Origin of the sequence: Rhodococcus sp. WS3, from assembly GCF_003797085.1 — a bacterium.
Taxonomy (GTDB): domain Bacteria; phylum Actinomycetota; class Actinomycetes; order Mycobacteriales; family Mycobacteriaceae; genus Rhodococcus_F; species Rhodococcus_F globerula.
The window spans coordinates 508606-529939 of record NZ_RKMA01000001.1 but is presented as its reverse complement, the minus strand read 5'-3'; the positions used below and the strand labels follow the sequence as shown (position 1 = coordinate 529939).

At 64.3% G+C, this 21334-nt stretch carries 15 protein-coding genes; 10 read left to right on the top strand and 5 right to left on the bottom strand.

Annotated elements, in window-relative coordinates; translation table 11 throughout:
* The first annotated feature begins 42 nt into the window (after nt 1-42).
* The 5 genes from EEB13_RS02380 (at nt 43) to EEB13_RS02360 (ending at nt 6305) form a co-directional block, all read left to right on the top strand.
* Nucleotides 43-1443, top strand: coding sequence for an MFS transporter (locus EEB13_RS02380; RefSeq protein ID WP_141484511.1), 1401 nt, complete (start codon nt 43-45; stop codon nt 1441-1443).
* Nucleotides 1444-1499: 56 nt separating this feature from the next.
* Complete coding sequence (gene nirB, locus EEB13_RS02375) at nt 1500-4001, top strand: nitrite reductase large subunit NirB (protein WP_045070519.1); 2502 nt, start codon at nt 1500-1502, stop codon at nt 3999-4001.
* A 90-nt stretch (nt 4002-4091) separates the two neighbouring features.
* Complete coding sequence (gene nirD, locus EEB13_RS02370) at nt 4092-4487, top strand: nitrite reductase small subunit NirD (RefSeq protein WP_033231161.1); 396 nt, start codon at nt 4092-4094, stop codon at nt 4485-4487.
* Nucleotides 4484-5623, top strand: a complete 1140-nt coding sequence (locus EEB13_RS02365; protein ID WP_033231160.1) for a uroporphyrinogen-III synthase — start codon at nt 4484-4486, stop codon at nt 5621-5623. Before nirD ends, EEB13_RS02365 begins: the two co-directional genes overlap by 4 nt.
* Nucleotides 5598-6305: a sirohydrochlorin chelatase gene (locus EEB13_RS02360; RefSeq protein WP_261984530.1), complete on the top strand. Its 708-nt coding sequence runs from the start codon at nt 5598-5600 to the stop codon at nt 6303-6305. The genes EEB13_RS02365 and EEB13_RS02360 overlap by 26 nt, the downstream gene beginning before the upstream one ends.
* A 50-nt stretch (nt 6306-6355) precedes the next feature.
* On the opposite strand, the gene EEB13_RS02355 is transcribed toward EEB13_RS02360, so the two are convergent.
* From EEB13_RS02355 to EEB13_RS02345, 3 genes are read right to left on the bottom strand one after another with little or no spacing between them, the layout of a single operon-like run.
* Complete coding sequence (locus tag EEB13_RS02355) at nt 6356-8098, bottom strand: NTP transferase domain-containing protein (RefSeq protein WP_141484509.1); 1743 nt, start codon at nt 8096-8098, stop codon at nt 6356-6358.
* 14 nt (nt 8099-8112) lie between these two features.
* Nucleotides 8113-8412, bottom strand: coding sequence for an MGMT family protein (locus EEB13_RS02350; RefSeq protein ID WP_033231158.1), 300 nt, complete (start codon nt 8410-8412; stop codon nt 8113-8115).
* 10 nt (nt 8413-8422) lie between these two features.
* Entirely contained in the window at nt 8423-9199 is a 777-nt protein-coding gene (locus tag EEB13_RS02345; RefSeq protein ID WP_095886558.1) for an alpha/beta fold hydrolase, read from the bottom strand.
* 63 nt (nt 9200-9262) lie between these two features.
* On the opposite strand from EEB13_RS02345, the gene EEB13_RS02340 reads away from it, so the two are divergent.
* On the top strand, nt 9263-12622 hold the full coding sequence (locus tag EEB13_RS02340) for an ATP-dependent helicase (RefSeq protein ID WP_261984429.1): 3360 nt from the start codon (nt 9263-9265) through the stop codon (nt 12620-12622).
* A complete protein-coding gene (locus tag EEB13_RS02335) occupies nt 12623-15997 on the top strand; it encodes an ATP-dependent helicase (protein WP_141484508.1) in 3375 nt (1124 codons plus the stop codon).
* On the opposite strand, the gene EEB13_RS02330 is transcribed toward EEB13_RS02335, so the two are convergent.
* Nucleotides 15994-16389, bottom strand: a complete 396-nt coding sequence (locus EEB13_RS02330) for a membrane protein (RefSeq protein WP_033231155.1) — start codon at nt 16387-16389, stop codon at nt 15994-15996. The genes EEB13_RS02335 and EEB13_RS02330 overlap by 4 nt on opposite strands.
* A gap of 80 nt (nt 16390-16469) precedes the next feature.
* Here EEB13_RS02330 and EEB13_RS02325 point away from each other — a divergent pair, with 80 nt between their 5' ends.
* On the top strand, nt 16470-17537 hold the full coding sequence (locus EEB13_RS02325) for a potassium channel family protein (RefSeq protein WP_033231154.1): 1068 nt from the start codon (nt 16470-16472) through the stop codon (nt 17535-17537).
* Nucleotides 17538-17579: 42 nt separating this feature from the next.
* Nucleotides 17580-18476 carry an NAD(+) diphosphatase gene (gene nudC / locus EEB13_RS02320; protein ID WP_033231153.1) on the top strand — a complete coding sequence of 299 codons (897 nt, stop codon included), beginning with the start codon at nt 17580-17582 and terminating at the stop codon, nt 18474-18476.
* Nucleotides 18477-18480: 4 nt separating this feature from the next.
* Here nudC and EEB13_RS02315 read toward each other — a convergent pair whose 3' ends face one another.
* Nucleotides 18481-18738 (bottom strand): mycoredoxin, encoded by a 258-nt coding sequence (locus EEB13_RS02315; RefSeq protein WP_033231152.1) that lies wholly within the window; start codon nt 18736-18738, stop codon nt 18481-18483.
* Nucleotides 18739-18840: 102 nt separating this feature from the next.
* Between EEB13_RS02315 and EEB13_RS02310 the strand changes: the two genes are divergently transcribed.
* The gene (locus EEB13_RS02310; protein WP_033231151.1) at nt 18841-20964 is read left to right on the top strand and encodes an ATP-dependent DNA helicase UvrD2; all 2124 of its coding nucleotides are present in this window, start codon (nt 18841-18843) and stop codon (nt 20962-20964) included.
* Nucleotides 20965-21334 lie beyond the last annotated feature (370 nt).

Here is a 21334-nt window from a genome sequence, read left to right as displayed (position 1 = left end):
AACCGTTTTCTACCTTTAGGTCTCCCACACATTCAGGAGGCCCTGGTGAGTCATTACATCGAGCATTGGGATGCAGAGGACGTCGACGCCTGGGAATCCGGCGGCAAGGACATCGCGAAGCGAAACCTGATCTGGTCAGTGGTAGCCGAACACGTCGGCTTCTCGATCTGGTCGATCTGGTCCGTCATGGTGTTGTTCATGCCCACTGATATCTACGGCATCGACGTGGCCGGAAAGTTCTTCCTCGTCGCGGTTCCCACCTTGGTGGGTTCCATCCTCCGCATTCCGTACACGGTTGCAACCGCGCGTTTCGGCGGTCGCAACTGGACCGTCATGAGTGCGCTGTTCCTTTTCATACCAACACTTCTCACGCTGTACCTGATGATGAACCCGGGTGCGTCGTACACCACGTTCATGTTGGTGGCGGCTACCGCAGGCATCGGCGGCGGTAACTTCGCGTCGTCGATGACCAACATCAACGCCTTCTACCCGCAGCGGCTCAAGGGATGGGCGCTCGGTCTCAACGCGGGCGGCGGCAACATCGGTGTTCCGATGATCCAGCTGATCGGCCTGTTGGTGATCGCCACCGTCGGTAACCGTGCGCCGTGGATCGTGTGCGCCGTCTACCTCGTGTTCATCGCGGCTGCTGCCGTCGGCGCTGCACTGTTCATGGACAACCTGGGTAACCAGAAGTCTGACCTGCGCTCGATGGCCACGGCGCTGAAGTTCTCCGAGTCCTGGGTGATCAGCTTCCTGTACATCGGCACGTTCGGTTCGTTCATCGGATTCAGCTTCGCCTTTGGTCAGGTTCTGCAGATCAACTTCCTCGCCGGCGGTGCCACTCCGGCCGCGGCGGCGCTGCATGCAGCCCAGATCGCCTTCATCGGTCCTCTCCTCGGTTCGATCGCTCGCCCCCTCGGCGGCAAACTCGCCGACCGGATCGGCGGCGGAAAGATCACGATGTGGACGTTTGTCGGCATGGCCTTCGCGGCATCGGTCCTCGTGACGGCCGGGACGATGGACGACAACACCGCAGGCGTTGCAAGTGCCGGGATCATGGTGACGTTCGTTCTCGGATTCATCGCACTGTTCCTGCTCTCGGGCATCGGCAACGGATCGGTCTACAAGATGATCCCCGCGATCTTCGAGGCGAAGGCGCAGAGCTTCGACCACATGGATCGGGCGGAGAAGGCAACGTGGTCGCGCAGTATTTCCGGTGCTCTCATCGGATTTGCCGGTGCGGTAGGCGGTTTGGGCGGTGTCGGCATCAACCTGGTGCTGCGCGCGTCGTACACCAGCCCCGCGAAGTCGGCGACGATGGCGTTCTGGGTGTTCCTCGCCTTCTACATCGCCTGCATCGCAGTGACCTGGTTCGTCTTCCTGCGCAAGCCGTCCACGCTCACTACAGACGTCGACGACGCGAAGGTTGCGGTCACGGCATAACGCCCGGCTCGCAGAATCTCCAGAACTCTCTCGTTACATCAGGAAGTAGGCGCGTCATGAGCAAGTCGGTTGTTGTCATCGGACACGGAATGGTCGGACACCGCTTCGTCGAGGCGCTCCGTTCGCGCGACGAGGCAAACACCTGGTCGGTGACCGTACTCTGCGACGAGCAGTACGCAGCGTACGACCGAGTCGGGCTGTCCTCGTACGTCGGAGCCTGGGACCCCAAGGAATTGGCGCTGGCCGGCAACGATTACATCGGCGACAGCCTGGTCGACCTTCGAGTGGGGGAAGGCGCGCTCTCGATCGACAAAGATGCACGCACGGTCACGACAACCACCGGCGACACGCTCTCCTACGACGCACTGGTGATGGCGACGGGTTCATACCCATTTGTTCCGCCGGTACCCGGTCACGACACCGACGGATGCTTTGTCTACCGCACACTCGACGACCTGGACGGTATCCGCGCTGCCGCCGAGAAAGCCGGCAAGGGCGCAGTCGGTGTAGTGGTCGGCGGTGGTCTTCTCGGACTCGAGGCCGCAAATGCTCTCTCGCTCATGGGAATGACGGCACACGTCGTCGAGCACAATGCGCGTCTGATGCCGATGCAGGTCGACGAGGGCGGAGGCGCTCTGCTCGCTAGACTCGTCACCGAGTTGGGGCTCACCGTCCACACGGGTGTCGGAACGGCGGGAATCTCGCAGGCCGACAACGGAATTGTGGTCGAACTGTCCGACGGCTCCACCATCGACGCGTCGTTGCTGGTCTTCTCGGCCGGAGTCCGTCCGCGTGATCAGTTGGCTCGCGACGCCGGCATCGCAGTGGGTGAGCGCGGCGGAATCCTGACCGACCTCGGCTGCGTCACGTCGGACGAGAACATCTACGCAGTCGGCGAATGTGCTGCGGTGGAAGGCCGTTGCTACGGACTGGTCGCACCCGGCTACACGACAGCCGAGATCGTGGCCGACCGTCTGCTCGGCGGCGCCGCAGATTTCCCCGGTGCCGACATGTCCACCAAGCTCAAGCTCATGGGTGTCGACGTCGCCAGCTTCGGTGACGCGATGGCCACCTCGCCCGGTGCTCTCGAAGTGGTCCTCAGCGACGCAGCCAAGGGAACCTACGCCAAGCTTGTCGTCTCGGACGACGCGAAGATCCTGCTCGGCGGAATTCTTGTGGGGGACGCGTCGGCGTACGCGTCACTGCGCCCGCTGGTCGGTCGCGAACTGCCCGGTGACCCAGCGGCATTGATCTCGCCTGCGGGGGAGAAGCCGGGTGCGGGATCGCTGCCGGATGATGCCGAGGTGTGCTCGTGCAACGGCGTGACGAAGGGCGCCATCTGCGGCGCGATCGCGGCGGGTGCGTGCGACATCGCTTCGGTGAAGGCGTGCACCAGCGCGGGAACCACCTGCGGCGGGTGCCTTCCGACTGTCAAGCAGTTGCTCGCCGATTCGGGCGTCGTGATGTCGAAGGCGCTCTGCGAGCACTTCGCGCAGTCACGCGCAGAGTTGTTCCAGATCGTCCAGTCGACGCAGACTCGAACCTTCTCGGCTCTGATTGCCAAGTACGGCAAGGGTTCCGGTTGCGATATCTGCAAGCCCGTCGTCGCGTCGATCCTGGCGTCCACGGATTCCGATCACATCCTGCACCGTCAGCAGGCGTCGCTGCAGGACACCAACGACCACTTCCTGGCCAACATTCAGAAGAACGGTACGTACTCGGTCGTACCGCGCATGCCCGGCGGCGAGGTCACGGGAGAACAGCTCATCGTGATCGGTGAGGTAGCGCGTGATTTCGGTCTATACACCAAGGTGACCGGCGGCCAGCGCATCGACTTGTTCGGCGCTCGAGTCGAGCAGTTGCCGGCAATCTGGAAGCGCCTGGTCGACGCGGGAATGGAGTCGGGACAGGCGTACGGCAAGTCCCTGCGAACGGTCAAGAGTTGCGTCGGATCGAGCTGGTGCCGCTACGGCGTCCAGGACTCGGTAGGAATGGCCGTCGACCTCGAGAACCGCTACCGCGGCCTGCGCTCGCCGCACAAGATCAAGTTCGGCGTCTCGGGATGTGCCCGCGAATGCGCCGAAGCCCGTGGCAAGGACGTCGGCGTCATCGCTACGGAGAACGGTTGGAATCTGTATGTGGGCGGCAACGGCGGACAGTCACCCAAGCATGCTCAGTTGCTCGCTGGTGGCCTCGACGACGTCACCCTGGTCAAGTACATCGACCGCTATCTCATGTTCTACATCCGCACGGCTGATCGACTTCAGCGCACCGCACCGTGGGTGGACTCGCTGGACGGCGGACTCGACCACCTCAAGTCGGTGATTTGCGAGGACAGCCTGGGTATCGGCGAGGAACTCGAGGCGCTGATGGCCAAGCATGTCGAGGGCTACCAGGACGAATGGGCCGGTGTGCTCGGTGATCCGGAGAAGTTGTCGCGGTTCGTGTCGTTTGTCAATGCGCCGGAAGAAGCCGACCCGACGGTCGTGTTCGACGAGACCGGAGTGCGCAAGGTTCCCGTATTGATGGGAATGCCGAGCATCCCTACGCGCCGGTAATCGCTGCGTAACCCGTGGGTAACACGGGGTCCGTACAAACTAATACAAGAACCCGTGCGGCGTTGTCGCCGGATCGACAGGAGGACTTCGATGAGTGTCATCGATGCGCAGATCGCCAAGCTGGATTCCGAACGACTGGAATGGACTTCGGCGTGCCCACTGAGTCACCTCATCCCTGGACGCGGGGTAGCAGTGCTGCTCCGCGGCGGTGAGCAGGTGGCGCTGTTCCTCCTCGAGGACGGCACTTTGCGTGCCGTCGGCAACTTCGATCCGTACGGACGCGCCTCGGTGATGTCACGCGGACTGGTCGGAGACCGTGACGGTGAGCCGATCGTGGTGTCGCCGTTGCTCAAGCAGGCGTTCTCGCTGGTCGACGGCCGGGCCCTCGACGACGAATCGGTGTCGCTTCCGGTGTACGAGATCAGGGTCTGGGCCGGCGTGGTGCAGGTGCACAGCACTATTCGGGCTGTCGAATCCGTCTCGTGAATGACAACATGCCACTAGCGGGGTTCACGGTCGGGATCACGGCATCGCGCCGTGCCGATGAATTTGCGATGCTGCTGACGCGTCGGGGAGCAGAAGTGGTGCACGCTCCGGCTATCCGCATCATCCCACTCGCCGACGACCGTGAATTGGAGCGGGTGACGCAGCAGATCATCGCGAGTCCGCCCGAGGTGGTTGTTGCCACGACCGGTATCGGATTTCGTGGTTGGCTCGAAGCTGCGGACGGGTGGGGCGAGGCCGAGAATCTCTCCGCGGCACTGACTTCGGCACGTCTACTGGCCCGCGGGCCCAAGGCCAAAGGTGCGATTCGCGCAGCGGACCTGCGCGAAGAATGGTCTCCGGCCTCCGAATCGTCGGCTGAAGTACTCGAACACCTGCTTGCGGAGGGGGTTGCGGGAAAGGTCATTGCCGTCCAGTTGCACGGCGCCACTACGGAATGGGAACCGATTCCCGATTTCTGTCAGGTGCTGCGGGACGCGGGTGCCGAGGTCATCGCAGTGCCGGTCTACCGCTGGGAACCTCCGGAAGATCCGACTCTGCTCGACCGGATGATCGAGGCCATCGCGTCATCTGCAATTGATGCTGTCAGCTTCACGAGTGCACCGGCGGTGGCGTCGATCCTGATGCGGGCCGATACGACGGGGCGACTCGACAGCATTCTCGATGCCATGCGCGGACCGGTGACGGCAGTGTGCGTCGGGCCGGTGACCTCCGCGCCGCTGGAGGCATTGCAGGTCCCGACCACAGCACCGGCCAGGGCTCGCCTTGGAGCCTTGGCGCGACACATTGTCGACGAACTTCCGCAGCGTGCCAACCGTATTCAGGCCGGCGACCACGAAATCAGTATCCGCGGTGGTTGCGTTGTCGTAGACGGTGAAGTCCGAGCAGTGTCGCCGGCCGGTATGTCTCTCATGCGATCTCTCGGAGCGAGGCCGGGGCACGTGGTCTCTCGTGCCGAACTGTTGGCCGCCCTTCCGGGGAGCGGCGACGACACACACGCCGTCGAAACCGCCGTCGCACGCCTGCGCGCGTGCCTCGGCGCTCCCAAAGCCGTTCAAACCGTTGTGAAGCGAGGTTATCGTCTTGCACTCGATCCCACCGAATACGCAGAACTCTAGCGACGTCCTGGTCCTGGTAGCGCACGGCACACGAAGTGCGCGGGGCGTGGAAATGATTGCGGCACTGGCCGAAGCGGTCAGTGCCCGGGTAGGTGCAACTCGGGTGGCCTTTGTCGACGTCCTGGGTCCGTCGCCGTCGGAGGTTCTCCGCGACATCCCCGGCCGGGCAATTCTCGTGCCCGCGTTCCTGGCGTCGGGATATCACGTTCACACCGATGTGCGACGCGAAGTGGAAGTCAGTGGGCACCAGGGCGTCACGGTCACGCCTGCGCTCGGTCCCGATCCCGCGTTGGCCACCGTCCTGATGCGTCGATTGCGCGATGCCGGTTGGCGCAACGGCGACGCGATAGTCCTTGCCGCAGCAGGATCTTCCGATTCGCGCGCCCTGCGCGATGTCGAGCGCGCCGCCCTGATGTTGGCGGAGCAGGCCGACACGCGAGTCGATATCGGGTATATCGCAACCGGAACACCCAAGGTGGCGGATGTTGTTGCAGCAGCCCGAGTTCGCGGCGCGCGCCGCGTGTTCATCGCGTCATATCTTCTTGCGCACGGATTGTTTCACGAACGTCTTGGTGCGGCAGGCGCTGACGGCGTCACCGAACCTCTCGGAGTAGATCCCGGTGTCGTGGACCTTGTGGTCAACCGGTATTCGGCGGCTCGCCGCGGCGTTGCGGTGATCTGAGGCTGCTCGGGACCAGTGCGCCGTCGACGTCGTACCAGGAATGGTGAGCCTTATCCCAGCAGAACGAGTTCGGCCACGACGTTGTCGGGTGCCGATGCGGGCACAAGCGCAAACGCTGCCTTGCCTATCAAGCCCGCCAGATGTGAGGTGCGCACCGAAGGGTCTGCGTGCCAGCGGCCGTCATCGGTCTGTGTGACCGGAAGTAGTCGCACGGCATCGGAGCTGACCTCGGAGGCATTCGCGACAATTCCGAGCAACGGCGGCAACGGAGTTCGCCCGGTGAGCGCACTGACAATGGTGGGCAGCACCGTCAACAGAGTCGTGACTGCCGCATAGGGATTGCCGGGAAGGCCGAGCACCACCTTTCCGGTGGGCAGGACTGCCGTGATCTGTGAACCGCCCGGACGCGACGCGACCCTGCCGACAACAATGTGGGCACCGAGACGGTCAAGGGCAGAGCGCATTTCGTCGGCAGCGCCGCCGCCCGTCGCACCGACGATCACGATGAGATCGGCGCCGTCGTCAGCACCCAGAGTGGTCTCGAAACCATCTGCGGTATCGCGTAAATGGGTGTCGGAGATGCATGCCGCGCCGCATCGCCCGAGAAGAAGCGGGAGGATGCCGCCGATGGAATCGCGTGTCTGGCCTTCGCGCAGTGGCCCGTCTCGTCGGATTTCGTCGCCCGTTGTCACGACCCGCGCACGCACCGGGCCGCGAACCAGGCCTTCGACAACTTCACCGCTGGTGGCCGCGGAGACGAGTACCGGTGTCACCGGTGTACCTGCCGGTGCGATGGTGAAACCGACGGTCCAGTCTTCGCCCTGCGGCCGAGCGTCGTTGCGCTGCGGTGTGTTCGGCAGCAGCGTCAGTAATGGGGGAGTGCCGTCGGCGACCACGTGTTCGTCCCGGATTACTGCGCTTGCGCCGGTGGGAAGGTGTGCGCCCGTCGCGATGCGGATTGCTTCACCGTCTGCCAACTCGAGAGTGGCGTCGGCGCCGGCGACGCGGACTTCCCGGCGAATCCGCCAGGGGCCGTCACCTGCAACGGCATAGCCGTCCATCGCGGAGACGGAAGATGGCGGTAGATCACCCTGTGCAACAAGAGGTTCGGCGAGCGTCGCGCCGAAGCTTTCGGCCAGCACTGCTCGGCGGGGGCGCAGTGGTGTGAGCGACTCCAGAACCGCGGCGCGGGCCCCCGCGATTGTCAGTCGAGGTAGCTCCCGTGCCCGTTCGAGATCCTCGGGAGTGTCGCAATCGGCTGTGCCACTCACCTGGAGTGCCGAGAATCCTTGGGTCAGTAGCTTCTTCATCGGCTGATTGTCGAGACCGGCACTCTCCCGAAGTGTCGCGATGCGCTCACGTAGTTCATGGAATACCCAGGCGGACAACAGAAATTGCGTTCGGTTGTTCTCGTCGACCGCGCACGTCACTGGGCCCAGGTGTGACGTTGAGTCGATCAGGGAGTCGACGACCCCGCGACTGACGTGTGGCAGATCGGCTGCCAGGACGACCACTACTGCGTCGTCGGGTAGTTCAACGGCGTTCAATCCTGCCCAGAGTGCCGACACCGGCCCACCGCCGATTGGCGACTCCTGGGTTTGCACGACCCCGGTGTCGAGGTCGTCGCGATGCGGTCCGACCACCACCGTCGTGCCTAAATGTGCTGTTGCAGCGAGTGCAATGTCGAGCAGACGGTGACCGTGCACCACAAGTCCGGGTTTGTCGACACCACCCATCCGGGTGCCGCGTCCGCCGGCAAGTATCAGCGCACAGGTAGGCGGATGGGCGTTCATGCGTCCATGCTGCCTTACGGGAAGGTGTGCCGTGCGCGCGCCATGTCGATCCGGCCGTCCTTGATCGGCACGCCCTCCAATTCCAGCTTCGCAATCTGTCGATGCGCCAGGTGAGTTGCGGGTTTCCCGGATGCACCCAGAACCCGATGCCAGGGGAGATCCGAGGAGTCGGTACGCATGATCCACCCGACCGTGCGTGGGCTGGAAAGCCCTACAGCATCGGCAATATCGCCGTAGGTGGCGACACATCCGGCGGGTATGGACGCGACGAGTCGGCGGACTTCTTCGATCTGTTCGTCTGTGGTGGCGGCCATTGTCTGAGTCTCAGAGTAGTTTGCGGATCAGGGCCGCAACCTCGTCGGCGCGCACGTGCGGCACCATGTGGTCGCAGTCGAACTCGACGCTGGTCAGGTTCGGGCCGAGGTGCTCGGTGATTGCCGTGCGGAACTCGTCGGTGACGTACGGCGGTTGCACCTTCATAGCTTGGACGATCACCGTCGGCATGGAACTCGGTGGCAGTACCGGTGGCCGAGCGAGTTCTCCCCACGCCGTGACGACGGCGGGAGTGGAGAGTCGCCAGTTGACGCGTCCGTTGTCGAGGTGGATCAGATGCTCTTCGAATTCCTCGTCCAGTACCGCCGTGGGAACTTCTCCCCATGAGCCGTGAACCTTTTCCGAACGCGCCTCGGCTGCATCCGTGTAATCCGGTGAACCGATGGTGAGTTCGGCCACTCGGCCCATGAACTCCGGATCGAGTCCGATAGCAGGATCGAGCAATACCAATCCGCGGACGCGGTCCGGCGCAGTCGCCGCGAGATGCAGCGCCAGAGCGCCGCCGAACGAGTGGGCAACGATCAGGACCGGGCCGGACGCATGCTCGTCCAGGGTATCGATCAGGCTGGCAACATGCGCCTCGATATTCCACGGGGGAGACCAGGTCGAGCGGCCGTGACCACGCAGATCGGGAGCGATCCAGCGAGCGTCGGGGAGCTGATTCTCGGCCATCGACTGCCACCGTCGGCCGTGGCCGGTCAGACCGTGCAACGAGAGTATCTCCGGCGCACCGGCCGGGCCGTACAGATAGGTGTGGAGTGCGGGCACAGGCCAATCTTGCCCGACGCGGGCGATGTGTGCCGTGTCGGTGCCCTCTGATGGAATGCCTGGGTGAGTGAGACGATTGTGGCGCCACCGCCGGCGCGCACCAAGAACACCATCCCGCGGGCGCGGTTGGTGCACCGGGCCGCGCCCTCACTCGTTCCGCGGAAGTGGGACGCCGCCGCTGCGCAATTGTTCGCGGAGCCTGCCGACGATCCGTTCATGCTGGCCTTCGGCGGTGAGCAGTGGAATCCCTGGCAGGTGCTCGGCGGTCCGGGAACCGGCAAGTCGTCACTACTGGTCGATCTGGCGGTCGCCAAGATTTCCGGCGGCGAAGACCCGGAATCCGTTCTGGTCCTCACACAGTCGCGTCGGGCGGCAACAGCGGTGCGCGAACAGATCACCGCGGGCCTGTTCGGGTTCGAACGCGAGCGTGGCCCGCAGGCAACTCGGGAACCGCTGGTCCGCACCGTGCACTCCTACGCGTTTGCGGTGCTGCGGTTGCAGGCAGCAGCGCACGGCAACGCTCCGCCGCGTTTGATCACCGGGGCCGAACAGGACGCGGTGTTGCGTGAGATGTTGCGCGGCGACATCGAGGACGGCGCGCGGTACTGGCCGGAGCGACTGAGGCCGGCACTGGGCATGAACGGGTTTGCCGTCGAACTGCGCGATCTGATGTTGCGCGCCAACGAACGCGGCCTCGGACCGGAAGATCTGATCAAGCTCGGCAAGCGTAAAGGCCGTCCGGAATGGGTGGCTGCCGGACGATTCGCCGAGGTGTACGAGCAGGGAGTTCTGTTGCGCGCGTCCGTGGGAGTCGAAGCCCCGGAGGCGACGGCGCCGGCACTTGATGCCGCCGAGTTGATCGGTGCTGCGCTCACCGCGTTTGCCACGGACCCCGAGTTGTTGCGATCCGAGCGCGCCCGCATCCGTCACCTCCTTGTCGATGATGCTCAACACTTGGATCCGCAAGCCGCGCAATTGGTTCGGCTGATCGGAACCGGAACGGCAACGACGGTGATCGCCGGCGACCCGGATCAGTCCGTGTTCGGATTCCGCGGGGCTGATTCCCGTTTCCTGCTCGACCTGGCGGACAAGGGCGACGAGCGGGCAGTCATCCTGCCCACTACGTACCGCAACAACGCCGACGTCGCGGCCATTGCGGCGAAGGTCGCCGCACGATTGCCCGGCAACCTCGCTCACCGGATTGCGGTACCCGCCGACCTGTCGGATGACAATCCCGCTCACGCGTCGGTGCGAGTCTTGGGCACCACAGCCAAGGAAGCGGCAGTGGTCGCGGACACCTTGCGGCGCGCGCACCTCCTCGACGGCATTGCGTGGTCCGACATGGCCGTCATCGTGCGTTCGGTTCCGCGAACCTTGGCTCCGCTTCGACGTGCCTTGCTGGCGGCAGGCGTCCCAGTCACCACCGCAGCCACCGAACTCCCACTTGCCCGTCAACACGGAGTGTCCGGGCTTCTCCTGCTACTTCGGGCGCTCGGGCGAGACGGGTTCACCGGCGACGACGCCTTGGCGCTCATGTCCGGCCCCGTCGGCGGCGCCGAACCGGTGACGCTGCGGCGGTTGCGGCGCGGTCTGCGCCGCATCGAACTTGCTTCGGGGAAGGATCGCGATTCCGCAGAACTGTTGCGGCTCATCCTGATCGACGAGGACCGAGCGCAATCCAAGCGATTGACCGCAAAGCTGACCGACGTCGAATCTGCCGCGCTGAATCGAGTGCTGTCGGTATTGCGCAAAGCCCGGGTGCCGCTCGATCGTGGACTCGGCGTCGAGGAAGTTCTGTGGGCGGCGTGGCAGGCCACCGGGCTCGAACGCCGCTGGGCGGCCGCGTCGGCGCGCGGCGGGCCGATCGGCTCGCAGGCCGATCGCGACCTCGACGCAGTAGTTGCGCTGTTCGATGCCGCAGCCACTTACGTGGACCGCTTGCCGCGTTCGCAGCTCGCGGGTTTTGTCGACTACCTCACCAGTCAGGAGATCCCCACCGATTCGCGCTCGCGCTCGGTGATCGCGCCGGATGCGGTCACTGTTGTCAGTGCGCACGCGGCGGCCGGACGTGAGTGGGCTGTTGTCGCGGTGGCCGGTGTTCAGGAAGGGCTGTGGCCCAGCTTGCGGGCACGCGGTTCGCTCCTCCGGACGGAGGCGCTGATCGATTTGATCAACGGTGTCTCGGACGGCAGCGATTCCGCCGAAGAGCGGTTGTCGAGAACTGCGCCGCTGCTGGCCGAGGAGCGTCGACTCTTCCTGGTGGCATGTTCTCGCGCACGCCGCCGGTTGTTGGTGACAGCCGTCGAATCCGCCTCGGGTGATACCGATCTGGTGCCGTCACGATTTGTCGACGAGCTTCTGCGCGGCGATCAGTTCGATGACGACGGCGCAGCTGAACCGGCGGTGCCCGCTCCCGAACCCGGTGACACCCGGGTGTTGTCCTTGCCTGCGTTGGTCGCCCAATTGCGCAGTGTGGTGTGCGATCCGGACCTCGCCGCGGGCGATCCCGAGAAGCATGCGCGTGCAGCTCGTCAATTGGCGCGTCTGGCTGCAGCGGGAGTGCGCGGCGCGCACCCCGATCAGTGGTACGGCACCAGCTCGCCCAGCACTGTCGAACCGTTGTGGCAGCCGGAGGACGGGCCGGTGGCGCTCTCGCCGTCCACCATCGAGTTGCTCGAAACATGTCCGCTGCGTTGGGTGTTCGAACGTCATGGCGGTTCCGATGGCGACAATACCCATGCCATCGCGGGCACGCTCGTCCACACTCTCGTTCAGGCACTCGCCGGGCGTATCCCACCGGATCAGGTCGAGAAGGCACTCGAAAATGCCTGGGAATCCATCGACTTGGGTTCGCAGTGGTACTCGCGCCGGGAACTCAATCGCACCCGCGAGATGCTGGCCACGTTCACGGCCTGGATGAGTTCCACCCGCGGCGAACTCACCGAAGTCGGTGTGGAGGTCGCGGTCGAGGGCATTCTCGAACCGCGCGAGGAGGGGGAGCCGGCCGTCAAGCTCCGCGGCCGCATCGATCGACTCGAGCGCGACACCGAGGGGCGTCCCGTCGTTATCGACGTCAAGACTGCGCGAAACCCGGTCAGCAACGACGCGGCGCAGTCCCATGCGCAGTTGGCGGCCTATCAGGTGGCGGCAGCGGAAGGCGCGATAGCGGGAGAACCGGCGGCGCAACCCGGTGGGGCCCGGCTGGTATTCGTGGCGAAGTCCAACAAGAAAGACGGTGCGACGCAGCGTGTTCAGCCGCCGCTGACCGCCGAGGCCGTCGAGATGTGGCGTGATGTCATCCACAATGCCGCTGCCGCAACGCAGGGGCCGCAGTATCTGGCCCGGGTCAACGACGGATGCCGCCACTGCCCGGTGCGGTCCAGTTGCCCCGCCCACGACGAAGGACGGCAGGTGAGTTCCTAGATGGCATCCAAGGCGCGGCGACCCAAGATCAGCCCGGTCGATCTTGCGCTCGCTCTCGGCCAGCACCCGCCGACGCCGGAACAGGCAGCGGTCATCGCCGCACCACTGGGCCCGACGCTGGTTGTTGCCGGCGCCGGCGCCGGCAAGACCGAAACAATGGCTGCCCGCGTCGTCTGGTTGGTGGCCAACGGATTTGTCGACCCCGAGGCCGTGCTGGGTCTGACGTTTACCCGAAAAGCCGCGCAGCAGCTCACCACTCGTATTCGCAAGCGCCTGGCCCGGCTTGCCGGTTCCGATGTTCTGCGCGCCCTCGACCCAACCGGGGGAGTGCGTGCGCGGATACTGGCCGGCGAACCCGAGGTCAGCACGTATCACGCGTATGCGGGCCGGCTGTTGTCCGAACACGGGCTTCTTCTGCCTATCGAACCGTCGGCGACTCTGCTCTCGGAGACGGAACTGTGGCAGGTCGCGCACCGAGTTGTCAGCGGCTGGGACGGTGATCTCGATACCGACAAGAATCCGGGGTCGATCACCGAAACCGTTCTGGCACTTGCCGGTCAGCTGTCCGAGCATCTTGTGGACCCAGATCAACTGCGCGGTGCGCACGCGGAACTCGACGCGTTGATCCACACGTTGCCTGCCGGGCCGAAGCAGCGCGGCGGACCGAGCAAGGAACTGCTCGGATACCTCGAGGTCCAGCACAAGCGTGTCGAACTCCTGCCGCTGGTTGCGAGGTTGTCCGAGACGTTGCGGTGGGAAGGAGCCCTCGACTTCGGTAGTCAGATGTCTCTCTCGGCGCGCGTTGCTTCGGGGCACCCCGAAGTGGGAGAAGCAGAACGGAGTCGCTTCCGGGTGGTGCTCCTCGACGAGTATCAGGACACCGGTCACGCTCAGCGTGTGTTGCTGTCCTCGTTGTTCGGCGGCGGCACTGACGCCCGCCTGGCGTTGACAGCCGTCGGCGATCCGATGCAGTCCATCTACGGGTGGCGCGGCGCATCGGCAGCCAACCTCCCACGCTTTGCGACGGATTTCCCACTCGCGAACGGAAACCCGGCTCCGACCCTCGAATTGTTGACAAGCTGGCGCAATCCGCCGGAGGCACTCGAACTTGCCAATCTCTCGTCTGCGCCGCTTCGTCGACGCGGCGTTGCCGTCAGCACCTTGCGAGCCCGGCCTGGGGCAGTTGCCGGCGATGTCCGGCTCGCATTGTTGCCTGACGTCGAGCAGGAACGAGAGTGGGTGGCGCAGAAAATTGCGGAGCAGTACGACGCTGCGCGCGCCGACGATCGACCGCCGCCTACCGCAGCGGTGCTGATACGTCGAAATGCCGACGCCGCGCCGCTGGCCGAAGCACTGCGAGCAGCCGGCTTGCCGGTCGAGGTGGTCGGCCTCGGTGGACTCCTGCACACCCCCGAAGTTGCCGACGTAATTGCGATGCTGCGGGTAGTAGCCGATCCGTTGGCGGGCAGCGCCGCGGTGCGCCTGCTGACGGGGGCGCGCTGGCAGATCGGTGCCAAGGACGTTGCCGCACTGTCGAAGCGATCTCGGGAGCTTGCGATTTCTGCGGGTTACGGTACGGCGGGTGCCGTCACCGATTCGGCTGCGTTGGCCGAGGCCGTGCAGGATTCGCTGCCCGGTGAGCAGGCCGAGCAGGCGGGGCTGGTCGATGCGATATCGGATCCTGGTCCGGCCGAGAACTATTCGGCGCTCGGCTATGCGCGAATCGGCGCCGTGGCCGGTGAGCTGGCCTCGTTGCGTGAACGCATCGGACAACCGCTCACAGAATTGGTGGCAGAGGTCGAAAGGGTGCTCGGCATCGGAATCGAGGCCGGTGCACGGACGCGACTCGGTGTGCTTGGTACCGCAGGTCGTGAGCACCTCGACGCCTTTGCCGATGTTGTTGCCAACTACGCGACGCGTCCCACCGCCAATCTCACCGGTATGTTGTCGTTCTTCGCAGCCGCCGAACAGATCGAAAAAGGGCTGACGCCCGGCGAAGTGGAGGTGGCGCCGGATCGGGTCCAGATTCTGACGGTGCACTCCGCGAAGGGACTGGAATGGGAAGTTGTTGCCGTTCCGCACGTCAGCGACGGTGTGTTCCCGTCCTCGACGGCGTCCGGTTCGTGGCTGGGTGCGCTTGCAGAATTGCCGCCTTCGCTGCGCGGTGACCGTGCCGTCGACGCAGATTCGGCCGACGGTGTTCCCGTGCTCGACCTCGAGAATGTCTACAACCGCAAGGATCTGCAGAACGCGATCGACGCGCACAAGCAGGCTCTCGGAGATCGCCGACTCGACGAGGACAGGCGCCTGTTCTACGTTGCCCTCACGCGAACCGAACGGGCACTGTTTATTTCGGCGCACCACTGGGCCGAGTCGGGAGCCGATCCCAAAGGACCGTCGGAGTTCCTGGCCGAACTGCACCAGACGGTTACCGAAACCCCGGACGTCGGCGTTGTCGAGACCTGGGCGCCTGACCCCGAACCCGACACCGAGAATCCGTTGGCATCCACACCGAGAACTGCTCAGTGGCCACCGGATCCGCTCGGTTCACGGCGCGGCGCGGTGGAGGCCGGCGCAGCCGCTGTACTGGCAGAGCTGGCGAAGCCCACTGAAACCAACCCTGACGACGCTGAAGTCGACCCTGAAGACGACCCGGAGAATTGGGCGTCGGATGTGACGGTGCTCCTGGCAGAACGAGAGGCCCGCGCCAATGCTCGTGCCGAAGTGATTCTCCCGGCACAACTTTCGGTGACACAGTTGGTCGACCTCAAAGCTGATCCCGACGAACTCGCGGCTCGATTGCGTCGGCCTCTTCCGTATCCGCCCAACCCGCTGGCCAGGCGAGGTACGGCATTCCATGCGTGGATCGAGCGACGCTTCGGCGCAACACGGTTGCTGGATCTCGACGAATTGCCGGGCGCCGCCGATACCGGAGCCGGCCCGGAAACCGATCTGATCAAACTGCAGGATGCGTTCCTGCGTTCTCCGTGGGCTAACCGCAGTCCCGTCGAGGTGGAGGTCCCGTTCGAAACCTCCATCGCCGGAACGGTTTTGCGCGGCCGAATCGACGCGGTGTTCGCGGACTCGGACGGAGGCTGGACGGTCATCGACTGGAAGACCGGAGCTGAACCGTCCGCCGCCAACGAAGATGCTGTGGTCATGCAGTTGGCCGCCTACCGCGTGGCGTGGGGCGAATTGATGTCCGCGCGCGCCCGCGCGTCGGGACGGAAGGAAGAGTTTCCACTGCACAAGGTTCGCGCGGCATTCCACTACGTGCGGACCGGCCGCACCATCTCGCCCGAGAACCTGCCGGACGGTGAAGCGCTGGCGCACCTCATCCGCACGGCAGGAGCCCGCGAGGACAGCTCGAGCTAGCCGGCGTTACGACGCGCCTTGAGAGCTTCGGTCACCAAGGGGATTTGCACTGGAAGGCGCGCGATCGAACCGACCTTCTGCGCAGTGGACGTCTTGTTGCTGCGGCACCAGTCCACTGCCATCTGAATGTTGGCGGGGAACACCGCAACAAACAGCGCTGCTGCCAGACCGGCTCCCAATCGGCGAGTTTTCGGAATGGCCAGAGCGGCCCCGATTGCCAATTCTGCGACACCGGATACCTGGGTGTATGTACGGGCTTCGCCGGGGAGTTGGCGGGGGACGGTGCTGTCGAAGAACGATGGCGCAACAAAGTGCATGGTTCCCGCGCCGAGCAGTAGAGCGGAAAGTCGAAGTGCGGCGGCCTGGCTGGATGTCGAACTTTTCGAAGACATTGACCTACCCTGCCTTACAGAGCCTGTGCGTGCCACTACTGTGGTGCGTCTGCGTAGTTACTAGTGAGAGAGTTGCAAGTATGGCCGGAAAGCTCCGGGCGCGTTTTTCCAGGTCGGAATCATTGGCCGACCAGCCTGACTTTGCCCTTGTCGGGGTGCTGCGGATTCCGCAGCTGCAGACCAGTCCTGCCCGCGCTATCTACAAGCGCGTTCTGGTTGCGCTCGGCGCGCTCGCAGCCGCAGTGCTCATCGTGTACATCGATCGTGCGGGGTATCGGGACGCGCAGGACAACGAGCTCTCGCTTCTCGACTGCATCTACTACGCCACAGTGTCGCTCTCGACCACCGGCTACGGCGACATCACGCCGTTCACCCCGTCGGCTCGTCTGGTCAACGTTTTGTTGATCACGCCACTTCGTATCTTCTTCTTGATCGTGTTGGTCGGAACCACACTGTCAGCTCTGACCGAGAGTTCGCGTCAGGCGTTCAAAATTCAGCGTTGGAGGCAGCAAGTGCGTAATCACACCGTCGTCGTCGGATACGGCACCAAGGGGCGCACAGCAATTGAAGCCATGATCGGTGACGGTGTTTCCGCATCCGAGATCGTGGTCGTGGACACGGACCGGGCTGTGCTGGACGCCGCTGAGGCCAAGGGCCTGGTGACCGTATTCGGTTCGGCAACCAAGTCCGACGTTCTTCGTCTCGCCGGGGCGCAACGGGCAAATTCGATCATCGTCGCGACCAACCGCGACGACACAGCGGTGCTCGTGACGCTCACCGCCCGCGAGATTGCGCCGAAGGCAAGAATCGCCGCGGCCATCCGGGAGGCGGACAACGCGCATCTCCTGCGTCAGTCGGGTGCGGACTCCGTGGTCCTCTCGTCGGAAACCGCAGGCCGACTCCTCGGCATCGCCACCACCACACCAACCGTCGTCGAGATGATCGAAGATCTCCTGACACCCGAGGCTGGATTCGCGATCGCCGAGCGTGCTGTCGAACGTGACGAGGTCGGCGGATCACCGCGTCACCTGTCCGACATCGTGCTGGGCGTTGTTCGCGACGGGCGACTGGTCCGGGTCGGTTCACCGGAGGTTGACGCTGTCGAGGCAGACGATCGCCTGCTGTACATCCGTCGCGTTGTCAGCTGATAGCTGGAACCCGGTATTTCGGCGCCCAGTAATGTCGTCAGCGTGAACGACTTCCAGCTGACCGAAACGCCTCTGCTTTCCCGCTCGAGTGTCGGCCGCGCCGAGGAATTACGGTCCGACGCAGCCGCACTGACCGCAGGGTGGAGTGACGCGTCGCTCTTGCGAGTCAACTCGCGCGGTCAGGTGAAGGTGTCCGGCGGGCAGTTGGTGTTCGGCGAGGCCACCGACCTGGGTGCGGAACCTGTCCGCGGCGCAGTGTTTCTCGGAATTCGTGACAACAAGCATGTATGGGCTGTGCGCGTGTCACTCCTTGCCGGAGAACTGTCGGATCTGCGGATGTTGGGCGGAACGCTCGACGACGCGGACGCAGGTCTTCTGACGGGCGCGATCGCCATTCTCAACTGGCACGACAGTGCCGGATTCAGCTCGATCGACGGGGCTCCGAGTGAGCCGACGATGTCCGGGTGGTCACGCATTTCGACGACCACCGGCCACGAAGAGTTCCCGCGCACCGACCCGGCAGTGATCTGCCTGGTGCACGACGGCGCAGATCGAGTACTGCTGGCTCGCCAGCCGACGTGGCCGCCGCGACGATTCTCGATCCTGGCCGGCTTCGTCGAAGCGGGGGAGTCACTCGAGACGTGTGTGGTGCGCGAGATCAAGGAAGAAGTGGGCGTCGACGTCCACAGCGTCCGGTATCTGGGCAGTCAGCCGTGGCCGTTCCCGCGTTCGGTGATGCTGGGATTCACGGCGATCGGCGACCCCGCCGATCCGCTGGTGTTCGCGGACGGCGAGATCGCCGAGGGAGCGTGGTTCACCAAGGAAGAGGTGCGATCTGCTCTCGAACTGGGGGACTGGGCGTCCGACGCCGACGCGCCGTTGCTCCTACCCGGTTCCATCTCGATTGCGCGAGGAATGCTCGAGAGCTGGGTCAAATAGAGCCCTACAGTCCGAGGGCTTGCTTCACCTGATTGAGCGACGGGTTGGTCGCGACACTTCCGTCGGCGTACTTCACCGTCGGGACGATGTGATTGCCGTCGTTGACGCTGCCGACAAATTCGGCTGCCGACGGATCGTTCTCGATGTCGATTTCGGTGTACTCGATGCCCGACGCGTTGAGCTGGGTCTTGAGGCGGCGGCAGTAGCCGCACCACGTGGTCGAGTAGATGGTGAGGGCAGGAGCTTTTTCGGAAGTAGTCACGGCGCATATAACACCACGAGTTCGGTTGTTGTTCCGTAACCGGCCGTGTTCGCTTGCCCACATACGCTCGGGCACGCGGCGGCGCTGTCGGTACGTCCTGCCATGATGGTGCTCATGCCTGCGGACACCGGACTGGACCCGGAACAATCAGCCGCCGTGCTCGCTCCACGCGGCCCGGTATGTGTACTCGCGGGTGCCGGAACAGGCAAGACACGCACGATTACCCGGCGAATCGCCCACCTGGTTGCCGACGGTCATGTGCAGGCCGGGCAGGTCCTGGCGGTCACGTTCACCGCGCGCGCAGCCGGTGAAATGCGCGGCCGACTGCGGGAGTTGGGTGTTGGTGGCAGCGGCCCCCAGGTACAGGCGCGCACGTTCCACGCTGCTGCGCTGCGGCAACTCAAGTACTTCTGGCCGCAGGTGATCGGCGATACCGAATGGCGTCTGCTGGATCGAAAATTCGCTGTTGTCAGCAGTGCCGCAGCCCGGGTGGGTTTGCCGACCAGCACCGAAAGCGTGCGCGACCTCGCGAGTGAGATCGAGTGGTCCAAGGCGTCGCTGATCGCGCCGGAGGATTACCCGCGCACCATTGCCAAGTTCCGCCGGGAGGCACCGGCCGATCCGGCAAAGGTGGCGCAGGTTTACGCGGCGTACGAGGAATTGAAGGCGCGCGGCCAGGACGGCATGCTGCTCGATTTCGACGATCTTCTCCTGCACACCGCTGCGGCACTCGAGGAGCACTCGTCCGTGGCCGACGAGTTCCGTGAGCGCTACCGCTGTTTTGTCGTGGACGAATATCAGGACGTCACGCCGCTGCAGCAGCGGGTTCTCGACGCGTGGCTCGGCGACCGCGACGATCTCACGGTTGTCGGCGACGCCAACCAGACCATCTACTCGTTCACCGGAGCTACACCGAATTACCTGCTCGACTTCTCGCGGAAGTTTCCCGAGGCAACAGTGGTCCGGCTCGAACGTGACTATCGCTCCACACCCGAGGTCGTCTCGCTGGCCAACCGGGTCATCGGCGCTGCCACCGGGCGAATCGCCGGTACCCGATTGCAACTCATCGGACAGCGCGCGCCGGGTCCCGAGCCCGAGTTCGCGGAGTTCAACGACGAACCGTCCGAGGCACTCGCGATAGCCCGGTCGGTGAAACGTCTGATCGCCGCAGGCACACCGGCGGCGGAGATCGCGATCCTGTACCGGATCAACGCGCAGTCCGAAGTGCACGAGCAGGCACTCACCAAGCTCGGCATCCCGTTCCAGGTGCGCGGCGGCGAGGGATTCTTCACTCGTACCGAGGTTCGTCAGGCGGTGACGGCGCTGCGGCAGGCCGGCGGTCGTGACGACCTTCCTGAGGGGGCAGACAGCGGCTCAGGACTTCTCTCGCTGGTCCGGGCGGTACTGGCACCACTCGGACTGACCAACGAGGAACCAGCCGGTACGCAGGCGCGCGAGCGCTGGGCGTCACTGACCGCGCTCGTTGCGCTCACCGAGGAGCAGTTGGTGCACGATCCCGAACTGACGCTTCCCGGTCTCTTGCAGGAGTTGACGGCGCGGGCCGAAGCGCGGCACCCACCGACGGTCCAGGGCGTCACGTTGGCGTCGTTGCATGCCGCCAAGGGCCTCGAATGGGACGCCGTTTTCCTCGTGGGTCTCAACGACGGCACCCTCCCCATCCAGCACGTGCTCGGCGATTCCAACTCCGCCCCCGATGAGGCAGCGGTCGAAGAAGAGCGTCGACTCCTCTATGTCGGTGTCACGCGCGCCCGTGAGCATTTGCACTTGTCCTGGGCATTGGCGCGCAACGAGGGCGGCCGGAAATCCCGACGCCGCTCACGGTTCCTGAACGGGTTGATCCCCGAGGACTCGCCGGCCTCACGAATTGCCGCGCCCGCGCAGTCTGGCAAGAAGCGTCAGCGTTGCCGTGTCTGCGGAAAACCGCTCATGGGAACGTCGGCCACGATGCTCGGTCGATGCGAGAATTGTCCGTCCAACATCGACGTCGAATTGCTCGAGAACCTGCGTGCGTGGCGTCTCGACAAGTCACGCGAGAAAAAGGTGCCTGCCTACGTCGTGTTCAGCGACAACACGCTGACTGCGATTGCCGAGCAACGACCACAGGACGCTCGGGGCCTGGTTGCCATTAACGGAATCGGACCGAAGAAACTCGAAGACTACGGCGAAGACGTCCTCATTATTTGCAAAACTGCAGGTCAAAAATAGGTTGTGCAGTTTCCGAGAATTCTCTAGTCTGGTTTCCAGTGCTACGGGGAGACTCGTGCGCTGAAAATTATCCGGACCGATCAGAAATGGAGGTGGCAAAAATGACGAACATGATTTCGTACCCCGTGCGTGAACAGTTCGCTGTTGCCGCCGCCCAGCTGCACCCAGCAGCAATCAGGTCCGTGTCTCTAAGCCATCGAGAAAATCCTCGATAGGACACATCCGTTCACTTACGGCCACGGACCCCGCATTACGCGGACCGTGGCCTTTGTGTTGGATCCCGTGCTTTCCGGTTTCCCGCTCGGTTGTGGTTCGCACCCATCGAACCCATTTTTTGCGACACGCCTGTCGCATCCAAGCTAGGAGAGAC

Excerpts from the sequence above, each read along its gene's own strand:
- EEB13_RS02310 (WP_033231151.1), top strand. The coding sequence starts at position 18,841 with ATGATGGTGCTCATGCCTGCGGACACCGGACTGGACCCGGAACAATCA.
- EEB13_RS02330 (WP_033231155.1), bottom strand. The coding sequence starts at position 16,389 with ATGTCTTCGAAAAGTTCGACATCCAGCCAGGCCGCCGCACTTCGACTT.
- nirD (WP_033231161.1), top strand. The coding sequence starts at position 4,092 with ATGAGTGTCATCGATGCGCAGATCGCCAAGCTGGATTCCGAACGACTG.
- EEB13_RS02355 (WP_141484509.1), bottom strand. The coding sequence starts at position 8,098 with ATGAACGCCCATCCGCCTACCTGTGCGCTGATACTTGCCGGCGGACGC.
- EEB13_RS02325 (WP_033231154.1), top strand. The coding sequence starts at position 16,470 with ATGGCCGGAAAGCTCCGGGCGCGTTTTTCCAGGTCGGAATCATTGGCC.
- nirB (WP_045070519.1), top strand. The coding sequence starts at position 1,500 with ATGAGCAAGTCGGTTGTTGTCATCGGACACGGAATGGTCGGACACCGC.
- EEB13_RS02350 (WP_033231158.1), bottom strand. The coding sequence starts at position 8,412 with ATGGCCGCCACCACAGACGAACAGATCGAAGAAGTCCGCCGACTCGTC.
- EEB13_RS02335 (WP_141484508.1), top strand. The coding sequence starts at position 12,623 with ATGGCATCCAAGGCGCGGCGACCCAAGATCAGCCCGGTCGATCTTGCG.